The organism is Nonomuraea muscovyensis (genome assembly GCF_014207745.1).
GTDB lineage: Bacteria > Actinomycetota > Actinomycetes > Streptosporangiales > Streptosporangiaceae > Nonomuraea > Nonomuraea muscovyensis.
Genome location: NZ_JACHJB010000003.1, coordinates 1288542 through 1313861, shown reverse-complemented (window position 1 = coordinate 1313861; position 25320 = coordinate 1288542). Strand labels below are relative to the sequence as shown.

Here is a 25320-nt window from a genome sequence, read left to right as displayed (position 1 = left end):
GCGTTCCCTTCAACGTCGTAGTGGATCACAAGGGTTTCCTCAGCGGCGAAGCGATCGCTGCGCTGGGCTAGCGACCGTACTTCCGGTAGACCAGGTAGACGGACAGCACGACCCCCAGGACGATGCCTATGGGGAAGAACGCGGACGTGTCGAGCCAACGGTCCAGCAACCAGCCACCACCGCCATAGACCGCCATCCCGGCGAGCAGATAGCTGGGGATCGACCATGCGGCGTTGGCGAAGTCCTGACCGTCGTCCTCCGGCCGGCGTTCCTGTTCGCTCATCGCGCGCCCGACGATAGCAGGCGAGCGGAGGACTAGTCATATCGGACCCGGCCCGTTGGTCAGGCTCATCAGTCACCCTTTCCGGGGACCGAGGCGTCGGGGTCCACGTACAGCATCTTGGTCTTCACGAAGGCGCGGACCTCGAAGGCGGTCCAGATGATCGTGCAGAGCACGACGGACCACGCAAAGGCCTTGGGATTCCACGCGGTGGTGTCGCCGAACGTGGCCAGCATCACCATGATGACGATCACCTTGACGAGGTAGCTGCCCATCGCCGCCATGGCCATGACCTGGGGCGACACCTTCGCGGCGTAGCTCACGGCGACCACGCTGACGCTGAAGAACGCCCCGACGAGCAGCACGCCGATCGCGGCGCCGAGCGCGCCCTTGCCGCCGGCGACACCGAGCGCCACGACCACGGCGACCGCCCCCACCGCCAGGGTGGGCAGCGCGGCGCTCTTGAGGACGCGCACGTCGTTGGCCTGCATCGGTGCTCCCAGGAAAGTTGTCAAGCGAGCGTTTGCTACCCCCAGAGCGCGTGCAATGGAGGCCCTTGCTCGTGAAAGATATCACAAGCTCACAGAAGACCGCTTTTACCTGCCGTTTCTAGTTCGCGATCATGAACGGCTCGGATAGGCGGGAATGACCGGTTTCCCCTCGGCGCTGGCGCGCTCCTGCGGCGGTTCCTGGACCGGGCGCGCCCCCGGCCTGGCCTCGGACTCCGGCAGGATGGGCGGCATCGGACCGGTGGGCGGGCCGCCGTCGTCGTCGGTCGGCCGCTTGCCCCGCGAGCGCAGCCCGCCCCGGCCGCGCCAGCGCGGGGCCGCCATGAGCACCAGCACGCCGATGGCCAGCAGGATCACCACGGGGAACAGCAGCACCGGCACACCGCGCCAGGACATCGCGACGATGCCGAACGCGAACAGGAACGCCCACGCGTACATGATGAGGACGGAACGCCGGTGGGAGTGGCCGATGTCCATCAGCCGATGGTGCAGGTGGCCGCGGTCGGGCGCGAACGGCGACATGCCGTAGGAGGTGCGCCGCACGACGGCGGTGATGAGGTCGACCAGCGGCAGCACCAGCACCGCCGCGGGCAGCAGCAGCGGCAGCAGCACCGCGAACTTGTTCATGTCCTCGATGACCGCCGGGTCGAGCGGCGTCACCGTGACGATCGAGGAGGCCAGGACCAGGCCGATCAGCATGGCGCCCGTGTCGCCCATGAAGATCTTGGCCGGGTGGAAGTTGTGCGGCAGGAACCCCAGGCAGGTGCCGATGAGGATGGCGGCGATGCCCGCCGTGGTGGTGATGTTGTTGCCGCTGATGCTCTGCGACAGCAGGATCGAGTAGGCCCACGTGGACATGGCCGCGATGCACACGATCCCCGCCGCCAGGCCGTCGAGCCCGTCGACGAAGTTGACCGCGTTGATCGTGACCACCACCACGAGGATGGTGATGATGGTGCTCAGGGTGTAGTCGAGGCTCGTGGAGCCGCCCCAGTCCTTGGGCAGCGGGATGTAGACCAGCCGCAGGTCGTAGTAGACGAGCACCCCGGCCGCCGCGATCTGGCCGGCGAGCTTGATGAAGGGATCCATCCCCCACCAGTCGTCCAGGAACCCGGTGACCGTGATGATGCCGCCGGCGATGAGCAGGGCCGTCACGGTGTGGCCGTCGCCCTCGCGCAGCGCCTGGCCGGTGTAGGCCAGCTCGCTCGCCACCAGCAGCCCCGCGACCAGCCCGCCGTACATCGCCAGGCCGCCCAGCCGCGGCGTCGGCGTGGTGTGCACGTCGCGCTCGCGGATCTCCGGAGCGGCCCCGATGCGGATGGCGAAGCGGCGAACCAGCGGGACGAGGAGGTATGTCACCGCTGCCGCAACGAGCGCCATGAACAGGTATTCGCGCACGGACCTAGTTTCCCGGATGCTCCGGCCCGCTGTGACCGGAAAACGACACAGACCAGCTTAATATTCGCTGAGATATGGCTGATGGATGGCCAGCAGCGCCGCCACGCGCTCGCGCACGGCGGGTGCCGCACCGGGATCCCGCACGGCCTGCGCCACCAGCATCCCGACCTCCTTCAGCTCCTCCGGTCCCATCCCCTGGGTCGTCGCGCACGCCGTGCCGACCCGGATCCCGGACGCGACCGCCGGAGGTTCCGGATCATACGGGATCGCGTTGCGGTTGAGCGTGATCCCGGCCGCCGCGCACCGCCGCTCCGCCTCGGCCCCCGATACCCCGAGGTCACGCAGGTCGATCAGCGCCAGGTGGGTGTCGGTGCCGCCCGCGACCGGCCGCATGCCCTCCGCCGCCAGCGCGTCGCACAGCGCCCGCGCGTTGGCGGTCACCTGCCTGGTGTGCTCGCCGAAGTCGGGCCGCATCGCCTCACCGAACGCCACCGCCTTGGCCGCGACGGCGTGCATGAGCGGCCCGCCCTGGATGAACGGGAACACCGCCCGGTCGATCCTGGCGGCCAGCTCGGCCGTGCACAGGATGCCGCCGCCGCGCGGGCCGCGCAGCGTCTTGTGCGTGGTGAAGGTCACGACGTCCGCGTACGGCACCGCCGACGGGATGGCACCGCCCGCCATCAGCCCGATCGGGTGCGCCACGTCGGCGAGCAGCCAGGCGCCCACCTCGTCGGCGATGCCGCGGAAGGCGGCGAAGTCCAGCAGCCGGGGGTAGGCGGTGGCGCCGCACACGATCAGCTTCGGCTGGTGCCGCAGCGCCAGCTCGCGCACCTCGTCGTAGTCGATGAGTTCGCTGTCACGTCGCACCCCGTACGAGACGACGTCGAACCATCTTCCCGAGAAGTTCACCTTGGAGCCGTGGGTGAGGTGGCCGCCGTGCTGCAACGCCATCGCCAGCATCGTGTCGCCCGGCTGCAGCAGCGCCGCGTACGCGGCCAGGTTGGCCGTCGCGCCGGAGTGCGGCTGGACGTTGGCGTGCTCGGCCCCGAACAGCTCGCGGGCCCGGTCGACGGCCAGCCGCTCGGCCCGGTCCACGACCTCGCAGCCGCCGTAGTAGCGCCTGCCCGGGTAGCCCTCGGCGTACTTGTTGGTGAGGGTGGAGCCGAGGGCGGCGAGGACGGCGGGCGAGGTGAAGTTCTCGCTCGCGATGAGCTGGAGGCCGCCGCGTACCCGCTCCAGCTCGTCGAGCAGCACCTGGGCCAGCTCGGGGTCCTGCCGCTGGAGCAGGCCGAAATCGGGGCCGTAGTAGGGCTGTGGACCCATTTCTCCACTCTAAAGGCGAGTGTCTGTTTTGCCCACACATCCCCGCACCGGCCTCCCCCACCTCCCCCGCCACGCCCTGGAACCCCAGCCCGCCTCGACCCCGACGTCCTTGGCTCCGCACGGACGTCTGCGCTTCGCGGAGCCATTCGGGCTTCGCGGGGCATCCGGGCTGCGCGGGACGCCCCCACCCAGCCGGCCCCTCGCGACACAACCCCACCCAGCTGCCTCTCGCGGCACGCCGTCGCATGGCCCCGTCTTGTTCCGGTGGGCCTGGCCGAGGCAGGGGGCTCCTACGAGAAGGCGTGGGGCGCGCCCGCTTTGCTGGGGATCCAGCGGGGGGTGTCGGCCGCCTCGTCGCTGATCGCGGTGAGCACGGCCTGCCGGTAGAGGGCCAGCCTGGAGCGCCAGGCGGCGATGTCCTCCACATAGCGTTCGCCTACGGGGGCCTCCCAGGTCTGCGGGCTCCGGGCCTGCCGGTAGGCCTTGTCGAGGGCCGTGGTGATGTTCTCCAGCAGCGGCAGCACGGTCTGCCAGGCAGTGACCAGGCGCTGGTACTCGGGGTTGAACTCCCACGCTCGCGGCTGCGGGTCCAGCGGGTTGGCGCCGGGTGTGGCGGGCGGGCTCTCGCCGGGCCGCATGGGCTGGGGTGCGGGCGGGTCCGCGTACATCACACGCTCCTTTCCCTGCCGGGTACGCCGAGATCCACGGTTCCGGGCGGTCCGTAATGGTCGGCATTGGCGTGGTCGGCTTGGTCGGCGTGGTCGGGGTCGGCGTCGGCGTGGTCAGGTCGATAAGCGTGTTCGGCCGCTCTGAGTACCGGCTCCCCCTGGCCGTGCGCGCCGGACGGCATCTCGTCGGGCCGCGCCTCGGCGGGCGGGCCCCCGGCAGGCTGCAGGTCCTGCGGCGGGATGCCGCTGTCGTGGCCGACCAGGGTGATGACGCCGTCGGGGTCGAGAGGGACTGCCCGCACGGCGGCCACGTCGCCCTCGTCGCGGTACCAGGGGTCGCCCTCTCCTGCGACCACCCCGGCGCCGTCGCGGTACCAGGGGTCGCCCTCTCCTGCAGCAATCCCGGCGCCGTCGCGGTACCAGGGGCCACCGTCCGCGGCGACGACCCCGTCCGGAGAACTGTCCGGCCCGCTTCGGTCGGCGACCGTCAGAGGGCTCTCTGGGGCCGGGTAGGCGGGCGTCTCCGCGCGGCCGCCTGTGCCCACGCCGTTACCCGTGCCCGTCCTGCTGTCCGACCTGTCATCCGTCCCCGGCCTGGCATCCGTGCCGGTACCGTCCTTGCCCGATCCGGTGTCCGAGCCTGTCCCGGTGTCCTTGGCCGTCCCCGTGTCCGTGCCCGTCCCGGTGTCCGCGCCTGTGCCGTCGCCCGTGCGTGGGGTGGCTTCGGATCCGGCCGGGGGTGTGGGGTCGATGGCCACGGGGACGCCCAGGTCGGGGGGCGTGCCGGTGGAACCGTCCCGCCTCGGGTCGGTGGCTGCGGGTGCGTCACGGCCTCGGGTGGTGTCCCCGTCCGCCGGGGAGTCCCGCTCCGGCCTCGCCTCCGAGCCGGTGGGGGTGTCACGGTCGGGCGTCGTACTCGCGTCGCCACGGCCGTCACGGTCGGTGCCCGGGTCTGTGCGGGTGTCGCGGTCTGTGCGGGTGTCGCGGTCGGGGGTGGTGTCGCGGGGGGTCGGGGTGTCGCGGTCGGCGGGTGGGCAGGGGTCCTGGCCTGGCGTCGGGTCGGCGGAGCCGCCGTTCGGGGAGTCGGCGATGGGGGTCGGCGGGGGGACGGTGCCAGGCTGGACGCCGGTGCTCTGGGACGGCGGCGTGCCGGGGTCCACCGCGCCGGGCCGGACATCGGGCCGGACGTCGGGCTGGGCATCGGGCCGGACGTCGGGCCGGACGTTCCTGGAGCCCCACTCGTCCTGGCCGTACGCGCCCGGCGGAACGTCCACCGTCGGCATGTCGACCGGGCGGATGTCACGGGCGTTGTCGACGATGTTCCGTAACGTGGCGGCGTCCGGAGGCCGGACGTCGACGGAGGCCACGCCGTTGCCGGTCCTGGTGTCGGCGGGTGGGCGGGTTCCGGTCTCGCCGGTGCGGGCGTCGTCCGTGGGGGTCGGCATCTCGATGGGCTGGAACTCGTCGAGGTTTTCGAGCAGGTCGCTCAGTTCGGCGGCGGTGGGCGGGTCGATGGGGACCTGCAGGACCTTCACGCCGTCCACGACGACGACCCGGGGCCTCTGCGGGTCCTGGTCGTCCGGGTGGTCCTTGGCCGGGGTGTCCACGGGCTGGTCGCGCCCGGCGTCGGTGCCGCGGTCGTCGCGGGTGGCGCCGTCGTCGCGTGGTCTGGTGGCGTCGCCCGTCTTGCCGTCGTCCTCGCAGCGCCTGCCGTCGTCGCCCTGGTCACCCGTCCGGTCGCCCTTGTCACCGGTCTTGGCGTCCTCGCCGCCGGTCTTGGCGTCGTCATTGGCCGGCTTGTCGTCCTTCGGAGGGTCGATGGGGCCGGCGTCGGGTTTGGTGTCGCGAGGGGTCTCGCCCTTCGGGGTGTCGCCCTTCTTCGCGTCGTCCCCCGTCTTCGGGGCGTCGCCGGTCTTCGCGTCGTCGCCGGTCTTCGGGGTGTCGCCGGTCTTGGCCTCGTCACCCTTCTTCGCGTCCTCCCCCGCCTTCGGGGCGTCGCCCTTCTTCGCGTCGTCGCCGGTCTTCGGGGTGTCGCCGGTCTTGGCTTCGTCGCCCTTCTTGGTCTCGTCCCCCGTCTTCGGGACGTCGCCCTTCTTGCCCTCGTCACCCTTCTTCGCGTCCTCCCCCGATTTGGGGGTGTCGCCGTTCTTCGGGGTGTCGGAGCCGGTGCCCGGGTCGCGGGGCTCGCCGGCGCGTTTCTCCAGCAGCCCGAGCCGGGTCCGTACGTCCTTGGTCATGGCGTCGGCGGCGTCGGCCACCTGGACGGGCCGGTGCGTCGTCTGGACGGACACGCCCGCGCGGCTCAGGACCTGGGTGACCCGCCCCTCGGTGGTGCGCAACTGCTCGGCCGCGCGCTTGAGCTCGGCCAGCAGGTCACGCACCAGCTCAGGGTCCATGCCGTCGAACTTGCCCATGGGCTACTCCCGGACGTCGTGACCGCTCCGGAAGTCACCGTAGGCATGACCCGGGCGCCACCGCAGCCGGGATAAGCAGACGGTATGGCGTCAACCGTCGGTCGCGACGTAGCCGATGATGCCACGCAGCTTCTCCACGGGGATCGCCCCACGCCGCAGCAGCCGCGGCACGGCCGTGGTGAGGTCGAGGATCGTGGAGGGGGTGTGGTCGGTGGTGGCGCCGCCGTCGAGGTAGACGGCGACCGTGTCGCCGAGCTGCTCCTCGGCCTCCTGGGCGGTGACGGCGGCGGCCGAGCCGGACCGGTTGGCGCTGGAGACGGCCATCGGGCCGGTCTCCTTGAGCAGGTCGAGGGCGACCGGGTGGAGCGGCATGCGCACCGCCACTGTGCCCTTGGTGTCGCCCAGGTCCCACGACAGCGCCCGGTTGGCCTTGCACACCAGCGTGAGCGGGCCGGGCCAGAAGGCGTCGATGAGGTCCTGCCCGTACGGGCCGAGGTCCTCCACCAGCGCGGTGGCGGCCCGGACGGTGCCGACGAGGACGGGCGGCGGCATGTCGCGGCCCCGGCCCTTGGCGTCGAGCAGCGCGGTGACCGCCGCGGGCGTGAACGCGTCGGCACCGATGCCGTACACGGTGTCCGTCGGGAGCACCACGAGCTCACCGCGGCGGACGGCGGTGGCGGCCTCGGTCAGGCCCTCGGCTCGTTGTTCGAGGTCCGTGCAGTCAAAGCGTCTGGTCACGGCGTGCATCCTAGTCCTGGCCGAGCCTCGCGGTGACGAAGCGGTCTCTGCGGGTCAAGTCCTGGCGCAGACGTACGTCTCGCCAGCCGTTGTCCTCGGGGAACGTCAGGTAGACGGCCCTGCCCTGCTCGTCGGCGTGCTCGACGGCGACCCAGCCACCGGGGCGCAGCAGCCGGCGGGCGGTGCGCTCGACAGCCCGGACCTCGCCGAGACCGTCGCCGCCGCTGCCGTAGAGGGCTCGGGTCGGGTCGTACTCGCGCACCTCGGGGTCGCGAGGGACGGCGCCGGGCGGAATGTACGGAGGGTTGGAGATGACGAGGTCGACCGTGCCGTTGAGCTCGGGCAAGGCCTCCGCCAGGTCTTCGGGGTGCAGTTGGACGCGGCCCTGGCCGTGCTCGGAGATGTTGCGCTTGGCCCAGGAGTAGGCGCCGGGATCGACCTCGACGGCGTGCACCTCGGCGAGCGCGACCTCCTGGGCGATCGACAGCGCGATCGCGCCGGAGCCGGTGCCGAGATCGACGACGAGCGGGGCGGTGACGTCCATCGCGCGCAGCGTCTCGATGGCCCAGCCGGCCATGACCTCGGTCTCGGGCCGCGGCACGAACACCCCGGGCCCGACCTCGAGCTCGAGATAGCGGAAGTAGGCGTGGCCGGTGATGTGCTGCAGCGGCTCACGGGCCGCGCGGCGGGCGACGCCCTCCCAGAACAGCGCGTCGAAGTCGGCGTCCTTGACCGTGTGGAGCTCGCTCCTGCGCACGCCGTGAACGAATGCCGCGATCTCCTCCGCGTCCGTGCGCGGCGAGGGCACACCTGCCTCGGCCAGCCGAGCGGTGGCGAGCGCGATCTCGTCCAGCAGAAATGTCATGAGTGTTGTGCGAGCTTCTCCGCCATCTCGGCATCGATGAGGGCTTGGGTGACGGCGTTGAGCTCGCCGTCGAGGACCTGGTCGAGGTTATACGCCTTGAAGCCGACGCGGTGGTCGGAGATGCGGTTCTCGGGGTAGTTGTAGGTGCGCACGCGCTCGGAGCGGTCGACGGTGCGGACCTGCGACTTGCGCTCGGCCTGGGCCGCGGCGTCGGCCTCCTCCTGGGCGATGGCCAGCAGCCGGGCGCGCAGGATGCGCATCGCGGACTCCTTGTTCTGGAGCTGGCTCTTCTCGTTCTGGCAGGAGACGACGACACCGGTCGGCAGGTGCGTGATGCGGACCGCCGAGTCGGTGGTGTTGACGCTCTGGCCGCCGGGGCCACTGGAGCGGTAGACGTCGATGCGCAGGTCGTTGGGGTCGATCTGGACCTCGACGTCCTCGGCCTCCGGGTAGACGAGCACGCCGGCGGCGCTGGTGTGGATGCGGCCCTGCGACTCGGTGACGGGGACCCGCTGGACGCGGTGGACGCCGCCTTCGTACTTGAGCCTGGACCACACGCCGTCGTCGCCCTTGGCCTTGATGGCGACCGTGACGTCCTTGTAGCCGCCCAGGTCGGAGGGCTGGCTGTCGATGACCTCGGTCTTCCAGCCGATCCGCTCGGCGTAGCGGAGGTACATGCGCAGCAGGTCGCCGGCGAACAACGCCGACTCCTCGCCGCCCTCGCCCGCCTTGATCTCCATGATGATGTCCTTGTCATCGTTGGGATCGCGCGGGATGAGCAGGTGCTTGAGACGCTCCTCCAGCTGCGGGATGCGCGCCGCGATCTCGGCGGCCTCGGCCGCGAACCCCTCGTCCTCCCCCGCCAGCTCCTTGGCGGCGGTCAGGTCGTCGCGGGCCGCGTCGAGCTCGCGGTAGGTGGCGACGATCGGGGTGAGCTGGGAGTAGCGCCTGCCGAGCGTGCGGGCCTTGTGCTGGTCGGCGTGCACGGCGGGATCGGCGAGCTGCAGCTCCAGCTCGGAATACTCCTTGAGCAACTCGTCGAGGTTCACCGTGGGTCCTTGGGGCGTGGGTGGGTGCGGGGCCGTTTCACCAACAACGCCGACCCGGCGCACTGCTGAGGTGCATCCGGGCCGGCGTCGGTGAAGCTACTTGCCCGAGGCCTTCTTGCCGAAACGCTTCTCGAAGCGGGCCACCCGGCCACCGGTGTCGAGGATCTTCTGCTTGCCCGTGTAGAACGGGTGGCAGGCCGAGCACACGTCGGCGTGGATGACGCCGTTCTTGGCGGTGCTGCGGGTGGTGAAGCTGTTGCCGCAGGTGCAGGTGACCTGGGTGACGTGGTAGTCAGGGTGGATGTCGGGCTTCATCGCTGTCCTTTCGGGGTGCGGTCGCCGGGTCGCCTGATGTGCGCCTCATGCGCGGCGGGAGCCGGAACCGCTACGGGTCAGCTACCAGTGTGCCAGATCCTTCAACCTTCCCAGGCCACGAGGCATTCCCCCGATCCCCGATCCGGTGCGCCTGGTACGCCTCGTGCGCCTGGTGCGCGGTCAGGAGGTGCGCGGCGCGCTCTCGCCGCAGGAGTTCGTGGACGTCAGGCCCTGAGGGGGCGGGCACGCCTGGGAGTGGGCGGGCGGCGGGCCGTGACCCGCCGGTCGACGACATGAAGAAGGGGCGGCCGGGAGAAACCCGGCCGCCCCTTCTCTTACGCGCCTCAGTCGCGGTCGTTGCTCACCGTGGTCTTCTGGACCTGCAGGAGGAACTCGGCGTTGGACTTGGTCTCCTTCATCTTCTCCAGGAGAAGCTCCAGAGCCTGCTGCATGTCGAGCGCGTGGAGCACCCGGCGGAGCTTCCAGACGATCTGGAGCTCGTCCTTGCCCATGAGGATCTCTTCCTTACGGGTGCCGGAGGCGTCGACGTCCACCGCGGGGAAGATGCGCTTGTCGGCCAGGGAGCGGTTGAGCTTGAGCTCCATGTTGCCGGTGCCCTTGAACTCCTCGAAGATGACCTCGTCCATCTTGGACCCGGTCTCGACCAGGGCCGTGGCGAGGATCGTCAGCGAGCCGCCGTTCTCGATGTTGCGGGCGGCGCCGAAGAAGCGCTTGGGCGGGTAGAGGGCCGTGGAGTCGACACCACCCGACAGGATACGACCGGACGCCGGAGCCGCCAGGTTGTAGGCGCGGCCGAGGCGGGTGATCGAGTCGAGCAGGACGACCACGTCGTGGCCCAGCTCCACCAGGCGCTTGGCCCGCTCGATGGCGAGCTCGGCGACCGTGGTGTGGTCCTCGGCGGGACGGTCGAAGGTCGAGTGGATGACCTCGCCCTTGACCGACCGCTGCATGTCGGTGACCTCTTCGGGCCGCTCGTCCACGAGCACGACCATGAGGTGGCACTCGGGGTTGTTGCGGGTGATCGCGTTGGCGATCGACTGCAGCACCATCGTCTTACCGGCCTTGGGCGGGGAGACGATGAGGCCGCGCTGGCCCTTGCCGATCGGCGAGACGAGGTCGATGATCCGCGTGGTGAGGATGTTCGGCTCGGTCTCGAGGCGCAGGCGCTCCTGCGGGTAGAGCGGCGTCAGCTTGTTGAAGTCGGGCCGGTTGCGGGCCTGGTCCGGGTCCATGCCGTTGACGGTGTCGAGGCGGACCAGGGCGTTGAACTTCTCGCGGCGCTCGCCATCGCGCGGCTGGCGGACGGCACCGGTGATGACGTCGCCCTTGCGCAGACCGTTGCGACGGATCTGGGCGAGCGAGACGTAGACGTCGTTGCTGCCCGGCAGGTAGCCGCTCGTCCTGACGAACGCGTAGTTGTCGAGGATGTCGAGGATGCCGGCGATCGGGATGAGCACGTCGTCGTCGCCGATGACGGGCTCGCTGCTGTCGAAGCGGTCACGGCCGCGGCCGCGGTTGCGCTCCCTGAAGCGGCCACGACGCCCGCGCCCGCCGCGCTCGTCGTCGTCGCCCCGCTGGTCGACGCGCTGGTCACCACGGTCGCCGCGGTCACCACGGTCACTGCGGTCACCACGGTCGCCACGGTCACTGCGCTGGTCGCCACGCTGGTCGGCGCGGGCTCCGCTGTCGGCGGCGCGCTGGTCGGCACGGCCGCCGCTCTCGCCACGGCCGCCTTCGCCACGGTCGTTGCCGGACCGGTCGCCGGAGCGGTCGCTGCCGCGCTCGCCACGCTCGCCGCGTTCGCGGCGCTCGCCGCGACCGCGACGCTCGCGGCGGCTCTCGCCGCGATCGCCACGCTGGTCGCCCTGACCGGAGTCGGCGAGCTGCGCTGCCGGCTCGACGACCGGCTCGGCGGGCGCGACGGCGGGCTCGGCGGCCGGAGCCGTCGCCGGGGCGGCGGCGGTGGCGGCGGCAGTGGCCTGCGCGGCCACCGGCTCGGCGGCCTGCGGGGCAGCGTCATCGGCGGTCTTGGCGCGGGAACGCTCGCGGCGACTGCGGGCCGGCCGCTCAGCGGCGGGCGCCGGGTCGGCAGCGGCCGTCACGGCCGGCGCCTCGGCTGCGGGAGCGGGCGCGGTGTCTGCGGTGCCGACGCCCTGCTTCTCCTGGATGGCCGCGATGAGCTGGCTCTTCCGCATGCGCCCGGTGCCGCTGATGCCCAGCTCAGCAGCCATTTTCTGCAGCTCGGGCAGCACCTTGGCGGACAGGCCGGTGCCGGAGCGACGCGCGCGCGGCTTGGCCGCGGCACGGGTGGGGGTGTCGCCGGACGCCGGCTGCGCAGGCGAGCCTGATGCGTCGGAGAGGAGTTCGGTGGTGTCGCTCAACTAAAAGGTCCTTCCCAGGGGTCGGGCGCCGGTTGGTTTCTGCCGGGCGTCCCGGAGGTGCTTCGATCCGGCGGGACAGACCGGGTCGGGGTGCACTTTGCGATCTTCGGCCGCCGCTGGGGACGGTCGCCACTCTTGGGGAGGGGCTCGTCCAGGCCGCCACAGGACGGTGGCGCGTGGAGGACACCCCCCAGATTGCTGTCGCCAGCCAGATGTCGAGGTGATTCGAACGCGCAGATCCCCGTCGTCGCCGCCTCACGTTGGGCCAACCGGGTGTGGGCCAACCGGAGGCAACGGATTCCGGGGAGACAGCCGCGCTGCTCACGCCTCGCGACGTGAAGCATGATGCAGCGATGTGTGGCTGACAAGCACGCACCCACCAAGGGGGCATCTGGTGCGGCTATCAGCCTAACATCACCAGCGCACACGGCTATTCCCTGAAGGTCTAGAGAGGCATCAGCGTGTCTCGGGAAACTGAACGTACGCACCGACCTGGTCGACGTCCATTAGCTGGATGTGCCAGTCATTACCCACTTCTGGTGCGATCAAATCCTGCGAATCCGGTGTCGAAAACGCGAGGACAGTGGGACCCGCTCCGGACACGACCGCAGGCACGCCCACCGCACGCAGACGTTCTACCAGATCCGCGCTGCGCGGCATCGCAGGCGCGCGGTAGCTCTGGTGGAGCCGGTCTTCCGTCGCCGCGAGCAGCAACCCCCGATCCGGCCGCTGGGTCAGCGCGGCGATCAGCAGCGCGGCCCGGCCGGCGTTGAAGGAGGCGTCCTTGTGGGGCACGTCCTTCGGAAGCAGTCCTCGTGCGGTCTCCGTGGCCAGCCGCGTCGACGGAACGAACACGACGGGGCGGATGCGCGCATCAGGGACCAGTTTCACCATACGCGGTGCTCCGGAGTGGTCGGTCCAGGCCACCGTCAGGCCTCCGGCCAGGCACGGAGCCACGTTGTCGGGGTGCCCCTCCATCTCCGTGGCCAGCCGGAACACCTCGTCGTCGGTCAGCTCCGGCTCGGCTGCCCGCTCCTGCGTCGCGGCGCGCGCGGCCTCGGGGGCGAGGGCGCGGGCTGCGAGGATTCCCGCGCAGATCGCGGCCGAGGACGAGCCGAGGCCGCGGGCGTGCGGGATGACGTTGCGGCAGCGCACCTCGATCCCGCCGGGCTGGGGCACGCCCATGCGGTCGAACGTCCTGCGCATGGCCGTGACGATCAGGTGGCCCTCGCCGAGGTCCAGCTCACCGGCCCCCTCGCCCTCGACGGCCACCCGGACGCCGGGCTCGGCGGTCAGCCGCGCCTCGACCTCGTCGTGCAGCCCCAGCGCCAGTCCCAGCGTGTCGAACCCCGGCCCGAGGTTGGCCGACGTGGCCGGCACGCGGACCATCACGGTGCTCATTGGTCAGACTTCCCTTTCGTCCGCCTTCGCCGGGCGGGCGTGCGCCGCGCCGCGCCGGTGAGGCTGCTGTTGACTTGTGGGCGTACGCGTTCGGCGAACACGCCCACCGAACGGTCCGTACGGCTCCCGCGGGAGGCGGCGCGGCGGGTGCCGTGCGTCAGGCCAGGCCGAGGGCCGCGGCGGCGGCGTGCACGTCGATGGGCACGGTGACCGGGGCCGGCGCGCCCGAGATGGCCCAGTCGGGGTCCTTGAGCCCGTTGCCGGTGACCGTGCAGACGATCCGCTGACCGGGCTCGATCCGCCCCTGGGCGTGGGCCTGGAGCAGGCCGGCCACGCTGGCCGCCGAGGCCAGCTCGACGAAGACGCCCTCCTCCTGGGCCAGCAGCTTGTACGCGGCGGCGATCTGGCGGTCGGTGACCGACTGGATGTCGCCGCCCGACTCGTCGCGGGCGGCGACGGCGAGCTGCCAGGAGGCGGGGTTGCCGATGCGGATGGCGGTGGCGATCGTCTGCGGCCGGGTCACCGGGGCGCCGATCACGATGGGCGCCGCGCCGCTGGCCTGGAACCCGAACATGCGGGGCGTGCGAGTCGCCAGCTTGTCGGCCGCGTACTCCTGGTAGCCCATCCAGTAGGCCGAGATGTTGCCGGCGTTGCCCACCGGGATGCAGTGGATGTCGGGCGCGTCACCGAGCGTGTCGACGATCTCGAACGCGGCCGTCTTCTGGCCCTGCAGCCGGAACGGGTTGACGGAGTTGACCAGCGCGATCGGGTAGCTGGACGACAGCTTGCGCGTCATCTCCAGGCAGTCGTCGAACGAGCCCTCGACCTGCAGCAGCGTCGCGCCGTGGACGAGCGCCTGGGCCAGCTTGCCCATCGCGATCTTGCCCCGGGGCACCAGGACGGCGCAGGTGAGGCCGGCGCGCACGGCGTAGGCGGCGGCGGAGGCCGAGGTGTTGCCGGTGGAGGCGCAGATGACCGCCTTGGCCCCCTCTTCGAGGGCCTTGCTGATGGCCATGGTCATGCCGCGGTCCTTGAAGCTGCCCGTCGGGTTGGCGCCCTCGACCTTCAGGTAGACGTCGCACCCGGTGAGCGCCGAGACGCGGCGCGCGGGCAACAGCGGCGTGCCGCCTTCCAGCAGCGTGACGACCGGCGTCTTCGTGGTGACCGGAAGACGCTCTCGGTACTCCTCGATGAGGCCACGCCACGCCCTGCTCATGATGACTCCCTACCTGCGGTGTTGGGCCCGAGTGTACGGGGTGCCGCGACGCGCCATCGAACGGAGTCCAGCCGCGGCCACAAGATCCCGCATTTGCGGAAATTCTCCGGTTCTCCCGATAAAGTGCCCGCCAGGGGGTCACCACATGAACGCGCGTCCTGCCATGACGCAGAACGACTTTTCTCCGCTTCAGCCGCCGGAACTCGGCACCTGGTCGCCCGCCCTGTCCGTGAGCGTGGTGGTGCCCGCGCACGGCGGGCCGCACCTGGAGCTGACGCTGGCCGCACTCGCGGCGCAGACGTACCCGGACCACCTCATGGAGGTCCTGGTCGTGGACGACGGCAGCGAGCCGCCGATCCGGCTGCCGGAGATCCGGCCGGTCAACACCCGCCTGGTCAGGGTCGAGACGGGCTGGGGCATCTCCAACGCCGTCAACACCGGCGCCCGGGCCGCCGACGGCGAGATCATCCAGCGGCTCGACTCCGACATGGTCGCCTGCCGCGAACACATCGAGGCGCTGGCCCGCTGGCATCACCTGACCGACTACCTGGTCACGATCGGCATGAAGAAGTTCGTCGAGGTGCCGCCGCTGACCGCCGCCGAGGTGTACCGGGCCCGGGACCTCGGTGAGGTGTTCGCGCTGGACAAGGCGGTGGCCAGCTCGACCGAGGCGACGATCGCCAAGACCGACGGGCTGCGCAGGAGCCGCAATCCCTACCACGTGTGCACGGGGCCGACCTTCGCCCTGCCCAGGGACGTCTTCCACGCGGTGGGCGGTCTCGATCCGACCGTCGTGCGGGGCGAGGACACCGAGTTCGCGTACCGGCTGGCCATGCACGGAGTCGTGTTCATCCCCGACCTGGAGGCCCAGGCGGTGCATCTGGGGCTGCCGGCGCAGCACCGCGACCGCGAGCGGGCCGTACGGGCCGTCGAGCCGTACCTCGCGCACCGCATCCCGCTCCGGCGAGACCTGCGCAAGGACGCGGGCCGGCGGTGGCTGGTGCCGTACGTCGAGATCGTGCTGGACGTGGGCGACACCTCCGAGACCGTCGTACGGCGGGCGGTGGCGGCGGCGCTGGACGGTGCGCTGCAGGACGTGGTGGTGACGCTGGTGGGACCGTGGGCGCGGCTGCACGACGGGCGGCGCTCGGTGCTGTCCGACCCGCGCTTCGAGCTGCGGCTGATGCGTGACCTGTTCGCGCACGACGAGCGGATCCGGCTCATCGACGAGGCGGCGCCGACGCCCGCGCCCGCGCCGTTCCGCTACCGCGGGCCGGTGGACGTGCCGCTGCACCGCTCGACGCTGGAGCGGATGGTGGAGACGGTGCAGAAGGACCTGACGGGCGTGCTGGTGGTGGACCTGCCCGACGGGCGCACGGCCAGGCTGGAGCGCACCTCCGCCCTGGGGCGGGCGCTGCTGCTCGCCGCGCCGGGCGACGACCTGGACGACGTCATCGCGGTCACCCACGGAGTACGGCACGTGCCGCCGGACCGCTACTGGCCCGCGCCTCCGGCCAAGCCGGCCCCGGCCGCGCCGGCCCCGGCCGCGCCGGCATCGGCCCGCCCTGGCGCGGGTGGCGGCAGCGGGGGTGGCGCGGCCGAACCGGGCGAGCCCGCCGTGAAGCAGCCCGCCCAGCCGGTGGGCGCGGTGGTGCCCGCCTCACGGACTCCCGCGGAACGCACGCTGCTGGGCCGCCTGAAGTCGGCCCTGCGCCCCGACTGACCCGCCCGCCCCGGCCTCGCCATCCGCGCCGCCACCTGGACGCTCCGTCGTGACGGCCCTCCAGGAGCGAGCGCGCCGCTCCGGAAGGGGAACTCCTTCCTCAGGAGGGGGTGGCCATTCCGAGGTGCGCGCCCCTCCCGAGAGGGGCGGCCCCCCGAGCAGCGTGACCCCGTGCGTTGCGGAGGTGAGGGCGTCTCCCCTGGTGCGCGGCGAGGTCGGTCAGGTGCGGTTCTTGCGGCTCAGGGCGCGGCGGACGGTGGTGGCCACGAGGACGCGCAGGCCCTGCTGGGCCCGGTTGGCGGCGGCGAGCTGGCGGCGGAGGGTGCCGACCTCGCGCCGCAGTTCGACGGCGCTCTTGCGCCACCGCGCCGCCTCGTCGCGCCACTTGGTCACCTGGGCACGCAGTCGTTCGGCCTCCTTGGCCAGGCGTTCCGCCTCGGCGCGGGCCTCCGTCCTGGCGCGGTGGGCGCTGCGGCGGCCGGGGATCTCGGCGGGCTCGGCGCCGAACCCGTAGGTCTCCCCCTCCACCCAGGTCACGCCGGACACGTCGTCCACCGCGTCGTCCAGGTCCTCGCCGGGCTCCAGCACGACGCAGGCGCGGGCGAAGGCGGCGACGCGTTCGAGGCGGGCGGCCACCACGCCGTCCGGCGACTCGTGCAGCAGCACGTTCACCAGGCCGTACCCCTCGTCGCGGCACAGGTCGAGGAGCCGGGCGAGGCTGTCCTCGCCGGGCACCCAGCCGGGCGGCAGGCGCAGCACGTACGGCACGGCGGGATCGACGTCGGCGGCGGTCGCCAGCCGGACCCGGCCGTCGTGCAGGTAGTGGCCGTGGACGAGCACCAGGTCCAGGGCGGGATCGCGGAGGGGGGCGCGGCGGTCGCGGTCCAGCGTGTCCCACGGGCCGACGACCACGACCTCGACGTCCGGCACGGTCCCGGCGAGCAGCGCGTCCACGGTGGACCGCACGCTCTCGTACCCGGCCGTGCCGTCCACGACGGCCGCCACGTACGGCACCTTCCACTGGCGGCCCGGATGCGAGCGCAGCCACCGGTAGGCGGGGATGCGATCGGCCACGAACGCGTGGCTCACCCGGTCGATGGGCTCCTTGTCACGCATCCGCATGGTGGGCCCGAGGTGGTAGGCGCGGGCGGCCGGCTCGGGGACGAACACGGCGCCCGCCTGCGCGAGGCGGTAGCCCAGCTCGGTGTCCTGGCCGAGGATCAGGTCCTCGTCCATCGGCCCGGCCGCCTCGACGAGCCGGGCCCCGACCGAGGTGGCGCCGCCCACGTGCAGGCTGAACGGGCGCTGCGGGTTGTCGGTGAGGCCGCCGGTGCGTTCGACCAGCTCGACGATCCAGCCGTGCGGCTCGGCGGGCTCGAACGCCTGCTCCAGGTCGTCGGGCAGTTCGGCGGGTACGGGGGCGTCGGTGAAGCGGATGTAGCCGGTGACGACGAGGTAGGGCGCGGCGTGGTGCCAGCGCATGTGCGCCTCGATCGCGCCGGGCGTGAGGAGAACGTCGGAGTCGAGCCAGTGGACGACGTCGCCGCTCGCCTCGGCCAGGCCGGCGTTGCGCGCGCTGGCCCGGCCGGGTGTCCCGCAGACGATCAGCCGGGTGTCGCGCGGGCGTTCCTCCGGCAGGCGCAGCGGCGGCGAGCTGCCGTTGTCGACGACGAGGACCTCGATCAGCTCGGCCGGATAGCTCTGCCTGGCCAGCGCGGCCAGCACGAGGTCGAGCTTGTCCTGACCGCCGTAGGCGGGGACGACCACGCTGACCCGCAGCGTGGGCTCGAAGCCGGCCGGGGGCCGCAGCACGCGGTAGTCGTTGCCGCGCACCCGCTCCCGGTCGCCCGCCGGCCGTACGGGATAGGGGAAGGCGGTCACGCGGCCTCCATCAGCAGGCTCGGGCGGAACCCCCGCCACTGGCTGGAGGCGACCTTCAGGAAGTGGGCGAGCGGGAGCTGCCAGGTGTGCCCGCCGCTGAGCGTGCGCCGCAGCACGTAGCCGAGGCCGTGGGTGCGGTAGACGCGCGCGCCCGCCTCGGTGGCGGCCTTGAGGAAGTCGCGGTCCACCGCCCGGGGCTGGGCAGGAAAGCCCCCGATGTCATGAAACTTCGCCCGGGAGGTGAGGATCGTGCCGCCCGCCACGTGGTCGGACCACACCTCGCTCTTGTACGCGGCGCCGCTGGCGAACGTGGTGCGCCGGATCGTGGTGTGCAGCGGCTCCAGGTAGAGGAACTCCCCCGCCGTGCCGACCACGTCGGCCCCGGAGTAGGCGGTGGCCATCACGAGGTCGGCGAGGTGGTCGGGGCCGTACCAGTCGTCGTCGTCCCACTTGGCCACGTAGTCGCCGCCGGCGAGCGCCGCGGCGTCGTTGAGCACCTGTCCGAACGGCACGTCGGCGTCCGCCTCCACCCAGGCCACCGGCAGCCCGGCGCCCTCGACCGCGTGGCGCACCCGCTCGAACGGCACCCCGTGCAGGCCCAGGAGCACCTCCACCTGGACGCCGCGCTGGCGGGCCATCTGGGCGAGCGCGCCGGCGACGAGGGCCGGGCGCATGGTGGCCATGACGACGCTGATCGCGGGTGTGCCCGGGAGGCGGTGGGCCAGGCGGCGCAGCCGTACGCTGTGCTCCTCGCGCCGCAGGTCGGCCAGGCAGCGCGCGGTGCCGTCGGGGACGTGGCGTAACCAGGCGCGGTCGGCGAGCAGCCGCGCCAGGCTCTCCGGCACCCAGCCGGGGGGCAGGGTGCCGGCCGCTTCGGGGCCGGCCAGCGGCACGCCGGCCGCCGCGAGCGCCAGCAGGCCGTCGAGCGGCACCGGCTCGGTCGGCCACTCGATCTCCAGGCCGCGCAACGGGCGCAGCTCGGCCACGTCGGGCACGTGACCGTCGACCGCCCACCCGGCCTCGCTCCAGTGGAGACGGGCGAGCCCCTTCTCGGGCGTGCGCGTGAAACCGCAGGGGGTGACGGTCATGCGTGGAGTGCTCCTCGACCGGGCTCGGCGACTCAGTCGGCGCCTACCTTACGCCCGTCCGGCACGCCTGTCCGATTGAGGCGTAGGCGGGGAGCGCCCGCCACGGCGGAAAGCCTCGCAGGTAAAGCTGCGGTCGTTCCCAGTGACCGCTAAGGATGTTATGGCACTGTAGTGGTTTAAGTTGATTAAGCTGTAAATAAATCCCCGATGACCGATTAATGATCTCGACGAAAGGTAAGCGCGGATGCTCTCGCCTCGCAGGCTGGCGATGATCGCCGCAATCCTCGGAGTCCTGGTCGTCGTCGTGCTCACGGCGCTCGTGCTCGGCGGCCTGATGGCGCTGGGCGCGGCGGCAGCCACGGGAGCGTTCCTGATCGCCCTGGCCGTCCTCGCCGTCCTGCTGATGAGCGTGCGCCGGCTGGACGGCAAGGCCCAGCGCATCGACCAGCGGGTCAAGAAGCACGAGAACGAGCTGGCCAGGACCGCGACGGCGCTCAAGCGCATCGACGCGAAACTGGACCGCGTGGCGGCGGCGGTCGAGGCGTCGGGTGCGCGCCGCGACGAGGACCTCACCGCGATCCTCGCCTCCCTGGGCGAGGACCGGGTCAACGCCATGGCCCGCGCCCACGAGCTGGACGAGCTGCGCGCGGAGGTCCGCGCGCTGGCCCAGGGCCGGGTCTGACGTGGCGCGGGTACGCAGCGGGGACCTGGCGGCGAACCGGCCGCGCCGGGAACGGGTACGCGTCGAGGGCGGCGCATGACACGGGTCAGGCACAACGACTACGGCGTCCTCGACCCCCCGGCCATCGGGACGTGGCGGCCCGCGCTGACCGTCTCGATCGTCATCCCCGCCCGCGGCTGCGGTGACGAGCTGGAGCGGACGGTCACCGCCCTCGGCCGGCAGACCTACCCCGCGGAGCTGACCGAGGTGGTCGTCGCCGACGACGGCAGCGACCCGCCCATCGAGCTGCCCGCCGACCTGCGCACCGGGCCGCTCCGGGCGCGGGTCGTGCGGGTCCGCGACGGCTGGGGGCGGGGCGCGGCCCGGGAGACCGGCCGGCTCGCCGCGACCGGCGACGTGATCCACTGGCTCGACGCCGACATGATCCTCGCCGAGGACCACGTCGAGGCGCACATGCGCTGGCACCACCTCATCGACCACGCCGTCGTCATCGGCGACACCCGGTTCGTCGACGCGCCGGGCGAGGAGGGCGTCCGGTCCGCGTACACGAACCGGACGCTGGAGTCCACCCGCATGCTGAAGGACGCCGGTGCGAACGCGTACCTGTTGCACACCGGCGCCTCCTCCTCCGTCCGGGCCGACCTGCTGGCCGCCGCGGGCGGCGTGGACCCGGGCCTGAACATGGCCGAGGACACCGAGCTGGGCTACCGCCTGGCCCAGGCGGGCGCGGTGTTCGTGCCGGACCCGCTGGCGCGCGGCTGGCACGTCGGCCCGTCCACGGTCATGCGGCGGGAGAAGGACGTCCACCGGCACAACTGGTCCTACCTCGGCGACCTCATCCCCGATCTGCGCTGGCTGCGCGCCCACCCGCGCCGCCACTGGCGGGTGCCGTACGTGCGGGTCGTCGTGCCGGCCACCACCTACGAGGAGACGCGCACCGCCGTAGACGCGGCCCTGGCGGGCACCGTGACCGACACGGCCGTCACCGTCGCCGGGCCCTGGGACCGGCTCACGGACGGGCGCCGTGCCAGCCTCGACGAGCCGCTGCTGGACCTGCGCCTGCTCAGCAACCTCTACCGGTACGAGCCGCGCGTCGCGTTCGCCGCGGCCGAGCCGCTGTCGGCCGCCCCGGCGCCGTTCCTGCTGACGCTGCCGGCCGGGTGGGCGCCGGGCCCCGACACGGTGTCCCGGCTGGTACGGCTGGCAGACGCCGACGGGCTGGGCCTCGTCTGCGCCGTCCTGGCCGAGACCCCCGACGGGGTGGTGGCGGCCCGGTTCGAGCGGACGGCGGCGTTCGCCCGCGCCGCGTTCTTCCACGGCGACCCCGACGACCTGGTCGACGAGATGTTCGGCTCGCTGTGGGTCAGCGGGGCCGAGTTCGGGATCGTCCCCGTTACCGAGGCGGAGTCACCGGCCGGCGACGCGGCCAAGTGGCGGGCGCTGGCCGCCCAGCGGCTGGCGGAGGTCAAGGAACTGCGCGGCGAGGTCGAGCGGCTCTCGGCGGAGGTGGCGCGGCTGTCGGCCGAGGCACCGGACGACGCCGGGACCGGCCGGTTCAGCTCGCTCATCAGGCACCTGCGGAGTGCGGGTTGATCCGTGAACTGCTGGCGGAGCTGCCGCGGGCGCGCGTCTACCTCGCCGGAATCGACCCCGACGCCGTCCCTGCCCCCGACCGCGACGCGCCGGACCGTACGGACCGCGCCGCCGTGCCCCCGCCGGTGGACCTGGACCGGGACCTCCTGGAGCCGCCGCCCGCCACGGAACAGGTGCGGGAGGTGCTGGTGCTCGCCCGCACCCCGGCCGATCTGAGGCGGGCCGCCACCCTGCACAAGCTGCTGCCCGATGCGGCGCGCGTGGTGGTGGCCGTGCTCGACACTCCCGCGGCGCACCCGGCGCCGGTGCCCACGCCCACTCCCGCGCACCGGTGGCGGGCGCTGGCGGACCTGCGGGTGCACCGGCCCAAGGACCGGGTGTGGGTGGTGGACGCCACGTTCTCGGCGCCGGTGCCCGCCGGCCGTACCGTGACCGCGACCGCCCGCGCCTTCGCCGGCCACCGGCTCGACGTGATCGCCGCGCCCGCCGCCGCGATCGCCGGCGTCGGCGCCGCCGACTGGCGGCCCGGCGACCCCAACGCCACGCCCGCCGAGGTGTCGGGCCCGGTCCCCGAGCGGGTCGGCGCGCCGGGCGGTGACGTGGTGCTGCGGACGTTCCCCGACCCGGCCGTGCTCGGCCCCGCGCCCGGCCCCGCAGCCGGTGACGCGCCCGGCGACCCGCAGGCCCTCGTGACCACGGAGGGCTGGGAGGGCGACGAGACGCCCGTCGAGCGGCCGGCCCACCGGGCCGCCACCTGGGAGCTGCTGGGCCGGCCCGGCGGCGCCGGCCTGCCGCTGGCCGACCCCGACGTGCTCGGCGAGCCGTCGATGATTCCGCCGGTGGACGAGCGGCTGGTCAACCCGCAGGGCTTCGTCACCACGCCGTCGCGCGGCCTGGCCTCCCTGGAGGAGCGCGACGGACGCTGGGCGGTGCTGCTCGACGGGAAGCCGGTGACGACGTTCGCCGAGTCGGGCGGCGTGACGGACGCCGACGTGGCGCGGCTCAGGCAGGTCCGCGGGGTGGAGGTGGACTGGCGGCACGCGCACAGCGGGCCGCTCGCCGCCGTCCGCGTGCTCGCCGGACTCGCGGCGGCCGGAGTGCCGCTCGTCGCGGAGTCGGTGCCCCGTTGGGCGCACGGCCTCGGCGAGGAGCTGATCGCGCTGCTGACGAGCCGTCCCGGCCTCACCGACGACCTGCGGCGAGAGGAGCACAGCATCCGGCTGCGCCGCGAGGCGCTGCGCACGCACGGGGTGGCCGCGCGCTGGGAGCAGCTCGGCGCGCCCGCCCCCGCCGCGCCGCTCACGTCCGTGCTCCTCGCCACCCGCCGGCCCGCCATGGTGCGGTTCGCGCTCGACCAGGTGGCCCGGCAGCGCGACGCGCGGCTCGAGGTGGTGCTCGCCCTGCACGACGTACCCCGCGACCACCCCGAGGTGGCGGCGGCGATCGCCGCGTTCGACCGCCCGCTGACGGTGTACGAGGCCGGCCGGGAGGAGATCTTCGGCGCGGTGCTGAACCACGCCGCCGCCCGGGCGTCGGGATCGTTCCTGCTGAAGATGGACGACGACGACTGGTACGGCCCCGACTTCCTGTCGGACCTGCTGCTGGCCCACTCCTACTCGGGGGCGCAGGTGGTGGGGACGGTGCCGGAGTTCGTCTACCTGGCCTCGATCGACGTCACCGTGCACCGCAGGCAGGTCACCGAGCAGATCACCAGCTTCGTCGCGGGCGGCACGATCCTCGTCGAACGCTCGGCGTTCCAGGCCGTGGGCGGCTTCCGGCCGCTGCGCCGCTCGGTCGACACGCAGTTCCAGGAGGCGCTGCAGGCGGCGGGCGGCCAGATCTACCGCACCCACGGTCTCGGCTACATCCTGCGCCGGGGCCCCGCGGCCGATCACACCTGGCAGGAGCCGATCGGCACGTTCCTGCAGCGCAACAGGCAGCAGTGGCGCGGCTTCCGGCCCAGCGCCCTGATGGAGCTCGACCGGAGCAGCACATCGTGACCCGCATCCCGCGCATCCGGCGGCAGGACTTCGGCGTGCTCACCCCGCCGCCGCTCGGCGGCTGGAGCCCTACGCTGACCGTGACGGTCGTCATCCCCGCGCACGACCGCCAGCAGACCCTCGACCTCACCCTCGCGGCGCTGTCGGCCCAGAGCTACCCGGCCGAGCTGATGGACGTGGTCGTCGTGGACGACGGCAGCGCGGTCCCGCTGCGGCTGCCGGAGCTCGTCCCCGACGGGACCAAGCTGATCTCCAGCCCGCCCGGCGGCTGGGGGCGGGCCTGGGCTCTCCAGGCGGGCCTGGAGGCGGCCACCGGTGAGGTCGTCCTCGTGCTGGACGCCGACATGGTGCCGCACCGCCGGCACGTCGAGGCGCAGTTGCGCTGGCACCATCTCGCCCCGTACGTGGTGACGCTCGGCTGGATCGACTTCACCGTCGCCGACCGGCTGCCGTCACCGGAACGGGTGCGCGCGGCCGTGCGGGACGGCGAGGAGGACGGCCTCTTCCCGCTCTCCCCGCACCGCCACGACTGGGCCGAGAAGATCATCCAGGACCACGACGGGCTGCGCACCGCGCCGAGCTCGCTGGCCACCAGGATCCACGTGGGGGCGACGGCCGCCTACCCCGCGGCGCTGCTGCGCTCCATCGGCGGGCTGGACACCTCGCTGGTGCTGGCCGAGGACACCGAACTCGGCTACCGGCTCACCCAGGCGGGCGTGGTGTTCGTGCCGGACCCGCAGGCGCGGGCCTGGCATCTCGGCCTGCCCACGGCGATGCGCGACATGGCCGCCCTGAAGAGGTACAACGACCCGTACGTCGCCGACCGCGTGCCGTACCGGCGCTACCTGCGCACGGACGCCGGGCGGCAGTGGCTGGTGCCGTACGTGGACGCCGTGGTGCCGGCCGGGGCGTACGAGGACGTCCGTGCCACGGTGGACGGTCTGCTGGCCGGGAGCCTCCCGGACGTCCGGGTCACCGTCGAGGGCCCGTGGGCGTCGCTCGGCGCCGGCCGCCGCTCCCCGCTGCGCGACCCGGACCTGGACCTGCGCCTCGTGCACGCCACGTTCGAGCACGACGCCCGGGTGCGGCTGGCCGACCCCGCGGCGCCGCCCCCGGCCGGCCCCGAGCGCGTCGTGGCGCCGTTCCGGCTGACGGTGCCGCCCGGCTGGATGCCGCGCGCCGACACCGTCGAGCGCCTGGTCGGGCGCCTGGAGGAGGACGACGGCGGGGTGCTGTGCCTGGCGCTGGACGAGACGGAGGGGGGCGTGCTCGTGGCCCGCCTGGAGCGCGCCTCCGCCCTGTCGCGTGCCGCCCTGGTGGCCGAGCCGGGCGAGCCGCTGGACGACGTCGTGGACGAGCTGTTCGGCGTCGAGTGGCTGGACGGCGCCGAGTGGGGCTTCACCCGCAGGCCCGCCGGCTACCCCCCGCGCAGGCGCCCGGTGCCGGAGGCCGAGCGGCTGGCCGCGCAGCGTGAGAAGGAGATCGCCCGGCTCCGGGAGCGGGCCGCCGCGCTGCGCGCCGAACTGGCCGAGGTGCGCAGGCAGGCGGGCAAGAGCGAACGGGACGCGGCCCGATGGCGGGAGAAGGCCGAGGCGTGGCGGCGGGAGGCGGTCCGGCTCGCCCGTACCCAGAACCGCACGGTCATCACGCGCGCCGTCCGCCGCATGCGCGACCTCGCCTCCCGCACCGCCTCTCCCCCCGCTCCCCGTGGCGCCTCCCGCCCGGGGCGGCGGCAGGAGGACGGCCCGGGCACATCCTGAGCCGCCCCTCGGTCG

Annotated in this window: 20 protein-coding genes; 5 read left to right on the top strand and 15 right to left on the bottom strand. The window is 73.0% G+C overall.

The features are described 5' to 3' along the window. Positions 1-67: 67 nt before the first annotated feature. From FHU36_RS37755 to thrC, 13 genes are all read right to left on the bottom strand, one after another. The gene (locus FHU36_RS37755) at positions 68-283 is read right to left on the bottom strand and encodes an AtpZ/AtpI family protein (RefSeq protein ID WP_185088817.1); all 216 of its coding nucleotides are present in this window, start codon (positions 281-283) and stop codon (positions 68-70) included. Positions 284-351: 68 nt separating this feature from the next. Further along, complete coding sequence (locus FHU36_RS37750; RefSeq protein ID WP_185088816.1) at positions 352-771, bottom strand: Cg1360 family ATP-synthase-associated protein; 420 nt, start codon at positions 769-771, stop codon at positions 352-354. Between the two features lie 129 nt (positions 772-900). Continuing rightward, complete coding sequence (locus tag FHU36_RS37745) at positions 901-2187, bottom strand: glycosyltransferase family 4 protein (RefSeq protein ID WP_185088815.1); 1287 nt, start codon at positions 2185-2187, stop codon at positions 901-903. 57 nt (positions 2188-2244) lie between these two features. After that, on the bottom strand, positions 2245-3510 hold the full coding sequence (gene glyA, locus FHU36_RS37740) for a serine hydroxymethyltransferase (protein WP_185088814.1): 1266 nt from the start codon (positions 3508-3510) through the stop codon (positions 2245-2247). Positions 3511-3800: 290 nt separating this feature from the next. Beyond that, on the bottom strand, positions 3801-4178 hold the full coding sequence (locus FHU36_RS37735; protein ID WP_185088813.1) for a hypothetical protein: 378 nt from the start codon (positions 4176-4178) through the stop codon (positions 3801-3803). Next, on the bottom strand, positions 4178-6592 hold the full coding sequence (locus tag FHU36_RS37730) for a hypothetical protein (protein WP_185088812.1): 2415 nt from the start codon (positions 6590-6592) through the stop codon (positions 4178-4180). Before FHU36_RS37730 ends, FHU36_RS37735 begins: the two co-directional genes overlap by 1 nt. Before the next feature lie 90 nt (positions 6593-6682). After that, positions 6683-7330: an L-threonylcarbamoyladenylate synthase gene (locus FHU36_RS37725; RefSeq protein WP_185088811.1), complete on the bottom strand. Its 648-nt coding sequence runs from the start codon at positions 7328-7330 to the stop codon at positions 6683-6685. Positions 7331-7340: 10 nt separating this feature from the next. After that, on the bottom strand, positions 7341-8195 hold the full coding sequence (prmC, locus tag FHU36_RS37720) for a peptide chain release factor N(5)-glutamine methyltransferase (protein WP_185088810.1): 855 nt from the start codon (positions 8193-8195) through the stop codon (positions 7341-7343). Beyond that, positions 8192-9244: a peptide chain release factor 1 gene (gene prfA, locus FHU36_RS37715; RefSeq protein WP_185088809.1), complete on the bottom strand. Its 1053-nt coding sequence runs from the start codon at positions 9242-9244 to the stop codon at positions 8192-8194. The genes prmC and prfA overlap by 4 nt, the downstream gene beginning before the upstream one ends. Before the next feature lie 96 nt (positions 9245-9340). Beyond that, the gene (rpmE, locus tag FHU36_RS37710; protein WP_101784095.1) at positions 9341-9559 is read right to left on the bottom strand and encodes a 50S ribosomal protein L31; all 219 of its coding nucleotides are present in this window, start codon (positions 9557-9559) and stop codon (positions 9341-9343) included. A gap of 344 nt (positions 9560-9903) precedes the next feature. Beyond that, positions 9904-11961: a transcription termination factor Rho gene (gene rho / locus FHU36_RS37705; RefSeq protein ID WP_185088808.1), complete on the bottom strand. Its 2058-nt coding sequence runs from the start codon at positions 11959-11961 to the stop codon at positions 9904-9906. 456 nt (positions 11962-12417) lie between these two features. Further along, on the bottom strand, positions 12418-13350 hold the full coding sequence (gene thrB, locus FHU36_RS37700) for a homoserine kinase (protein WP_246503067.1): 933 nt from the start codon (positions 13348-13350) through the stop codon (positions 12418-12420). A gap of 169 nt (positions 13351-13519) precedes the next feature. After that, entirely contained in the window at positions 13520-14578 is a 1059-nt protein-coding gene (gene thrC / locus FHU36_RS37695) for a threonine synthase (RefSeq protein ID WP_185088806.1), read from the bottom strand. Between the two features lie 145 nt (positions 14579-14723). On the opposite strand from thrC, the gene FHU36_RS37690 reads away from it, so the two are divergent. Next, positions 14724-16301: a glycosyltransferase family 2 protein gene (locus tag FHU36_RS37690; protein ID WP_246503066.1), complete on the top strand. Its 1578-nt coding sequence runs from the start codon at positions 14724-14726 to the stop codon at positions 16299-16301. Between the two features lie 219 nt (positions 16302-16520). Here the strand turns inward: FHU36_RS37690 and FHU36_RS37685 are convergent, their stop codons facing one another. Together FHU36_RS37685 and FHU36_RS37680 are read right to left on the bottom strand one after the other, a co-directional pair. Further along, positions 16521-18182 (bottom strand): glycosyltransferase, encoded by a 1662-nt coding sequence (locus FHU36_RS37685; RefSeq protein WP_312892106.1) that lies wholly within the window; start codon positions 18180-18182, stop codon positions 16521-16523. Further along, positions 18179-19270, bottom strand: coding sequence for a glycosyltransferase family protein (locus tag FHU36_RS37680; RefSeq protein ID WP_185088805.1), 1092 nt, complete (start codon positions 19268-19270; stop codon positions 18179-18181). Before FHU36_RS37680 ends, FHU36_RS37685 begins: the two co-directional genes overlap by 4 nt. 244 nt (positions 19271-19514) lie before the next feature. On the opposite strand from FHU36_RS37680, the gene FHU36_RS37675 reads away from it, so the two are divergent. From FHU36_RS37675 to FHU36_RS37660, 4 genes are all read left to right on the top strand, one after another. Beyond that, a complete protein-coding gene (locus tag FHU36_RS37675; protein ID WP_185088804.1) occupies positions 19515-19952 on the top strand; it encodes a hypothetical protein in 438 nt (145 codons plus the stop codon). Between the two features lie 75 nt (positions 19953-20027). Next, on the top strand, positions 20028-21545 hold the full coding sequence (locus FHU36_RS37670; RefSeq protein WP_185088803.1) for a glycosyltransferase family 2 protein: 1518 nt from the start codon (positions 20028-20030) through the stop codon (positions 21543-21545). Beyond that, entirely contained in the window at positions 21542-23545 is a 2004-nt protein-coding gene (locus FHU36_RS37665) for a glycosyltransferase (protein WP_185088802.1), read from the top strand. The genes FHU36_RS37670 and FHU36_RS37665 overlap by 4 nt, the downstream gene beginning before the upstream one ends. Next, positions 23542-25305, top strand: coding sequence for a glycosyltransferase family 2 protein (locus FHU36_RS37660; RefSeq protein ID WP_185088801.1), 1764 nt, complete (start codon positions 23542-23544; stop codon positions 25303-25305). The genes FHU36_RS37665 and FHU36_RS37660 overlap by 4 nt, the downstream gene beginning before the upstream one ends. The last annotated feature ends 15 nt before the right edge of the window (positions 25306-25320 follow it).

What these genes read in the sequence shown, in the direction of transcription:
- FHU36_RS37755 (WP_185088817.1), bottom strand. Translation starts at nt 283, where the DNA reads ATGAGCGAACAGGAACGCCGGCCGGAGGACGACGGTCAGGACTTCGCC.
- FHU36_RS37750 (WP_185088816.1), bottom strand. Translation starts at nt 771, where the DNA reads ATGCAGGCCAACGACGTGCGCGTCCTCAAGAGCGCCGCGCTGCCCACC.
- glyA (WP_185088814.1), bottom strand. Translation starts at nt 3,510, where the DNA reads ATGGGTCCACAGCCCTACTACGGCCCCGATTTCGGCCTGCTCCAGCGG.
- FHU36_RS37735 (WP_185088813.1), bottom strand. Translation starts at nt 4,178, where the DNA reads ATGTACGCGGACCCGCCCGCACCCCAGCCCATGCGGCCCGGCGAGAGC.
- FHU36_RS37730 (WP_185088812.1), bottom strand. Translation starts at nt 6,592, where the DNA reads ATGGGCAAGTTCGACGGCATGGACCCTGAGCTGGTGCGTGACCTGCTG.
- prmC (WP_185088810.1), bottom strand. Translation starts at nt 8,195, where the DNA reads ATGACATTTCTGCTGGACGAGATCGCGCTCGCCACCGCTCGGCTGGCC.
- rpmE (WP_101784095.1), bottom strand. Translation starts at nt 9,559, where the DNA reads ATGAAGCCCGACATCCACCCTGACTACCACGTCACCCAGGTCACCTGC.
- thrB (WP_246503067.1), bottom strand. Translation starts at nt 13,350, where the DNA reads ATGGTCCGCGTGCCGGCCACGTCGGCCAACCTCGGGCCGGGGTTCGAC.
- thrC (WP_185088806.1), bottom strand. Translation starts at nt 14,578, where the DNA reads ATGAGCAGGGCGTGGCGTGGCCTCATCGAGGAGTACCGAGAGCGTCTT.
- FHU36_RS37690 (WP_246503066.1), top strand. Translation starts at nt 14,724, where the DNA reads ATGAACGCGCGTCCTGCCATGACGCAGAACGACTTTTCTCCGCTTCAG.
- FHU36_RS37680 (WP_185088805.1), bottom strand. Translation starts at nt 19,270, where the DNA reads ATGACCGTCACCCCCTGCGGTTTCACGCGCACGCCCGAGAAGGGGCTC.
- FHU36_RS37675 (WP_185088804.1), top strand. Translation starts at nt 19,515, where the DNA reads ATGCTCTCGCCTCGCAGGCTGGCGATGATCGCCGCAATCCTCGGAGTC.
- FHU36_RS37670 (WP_185088803.1), top strand. Translation starts at nt 20,028, where the DNA reads ATGACACGGGTCAGGCACAACGACTACGGCGTCCTCGACCCCCCGGCC.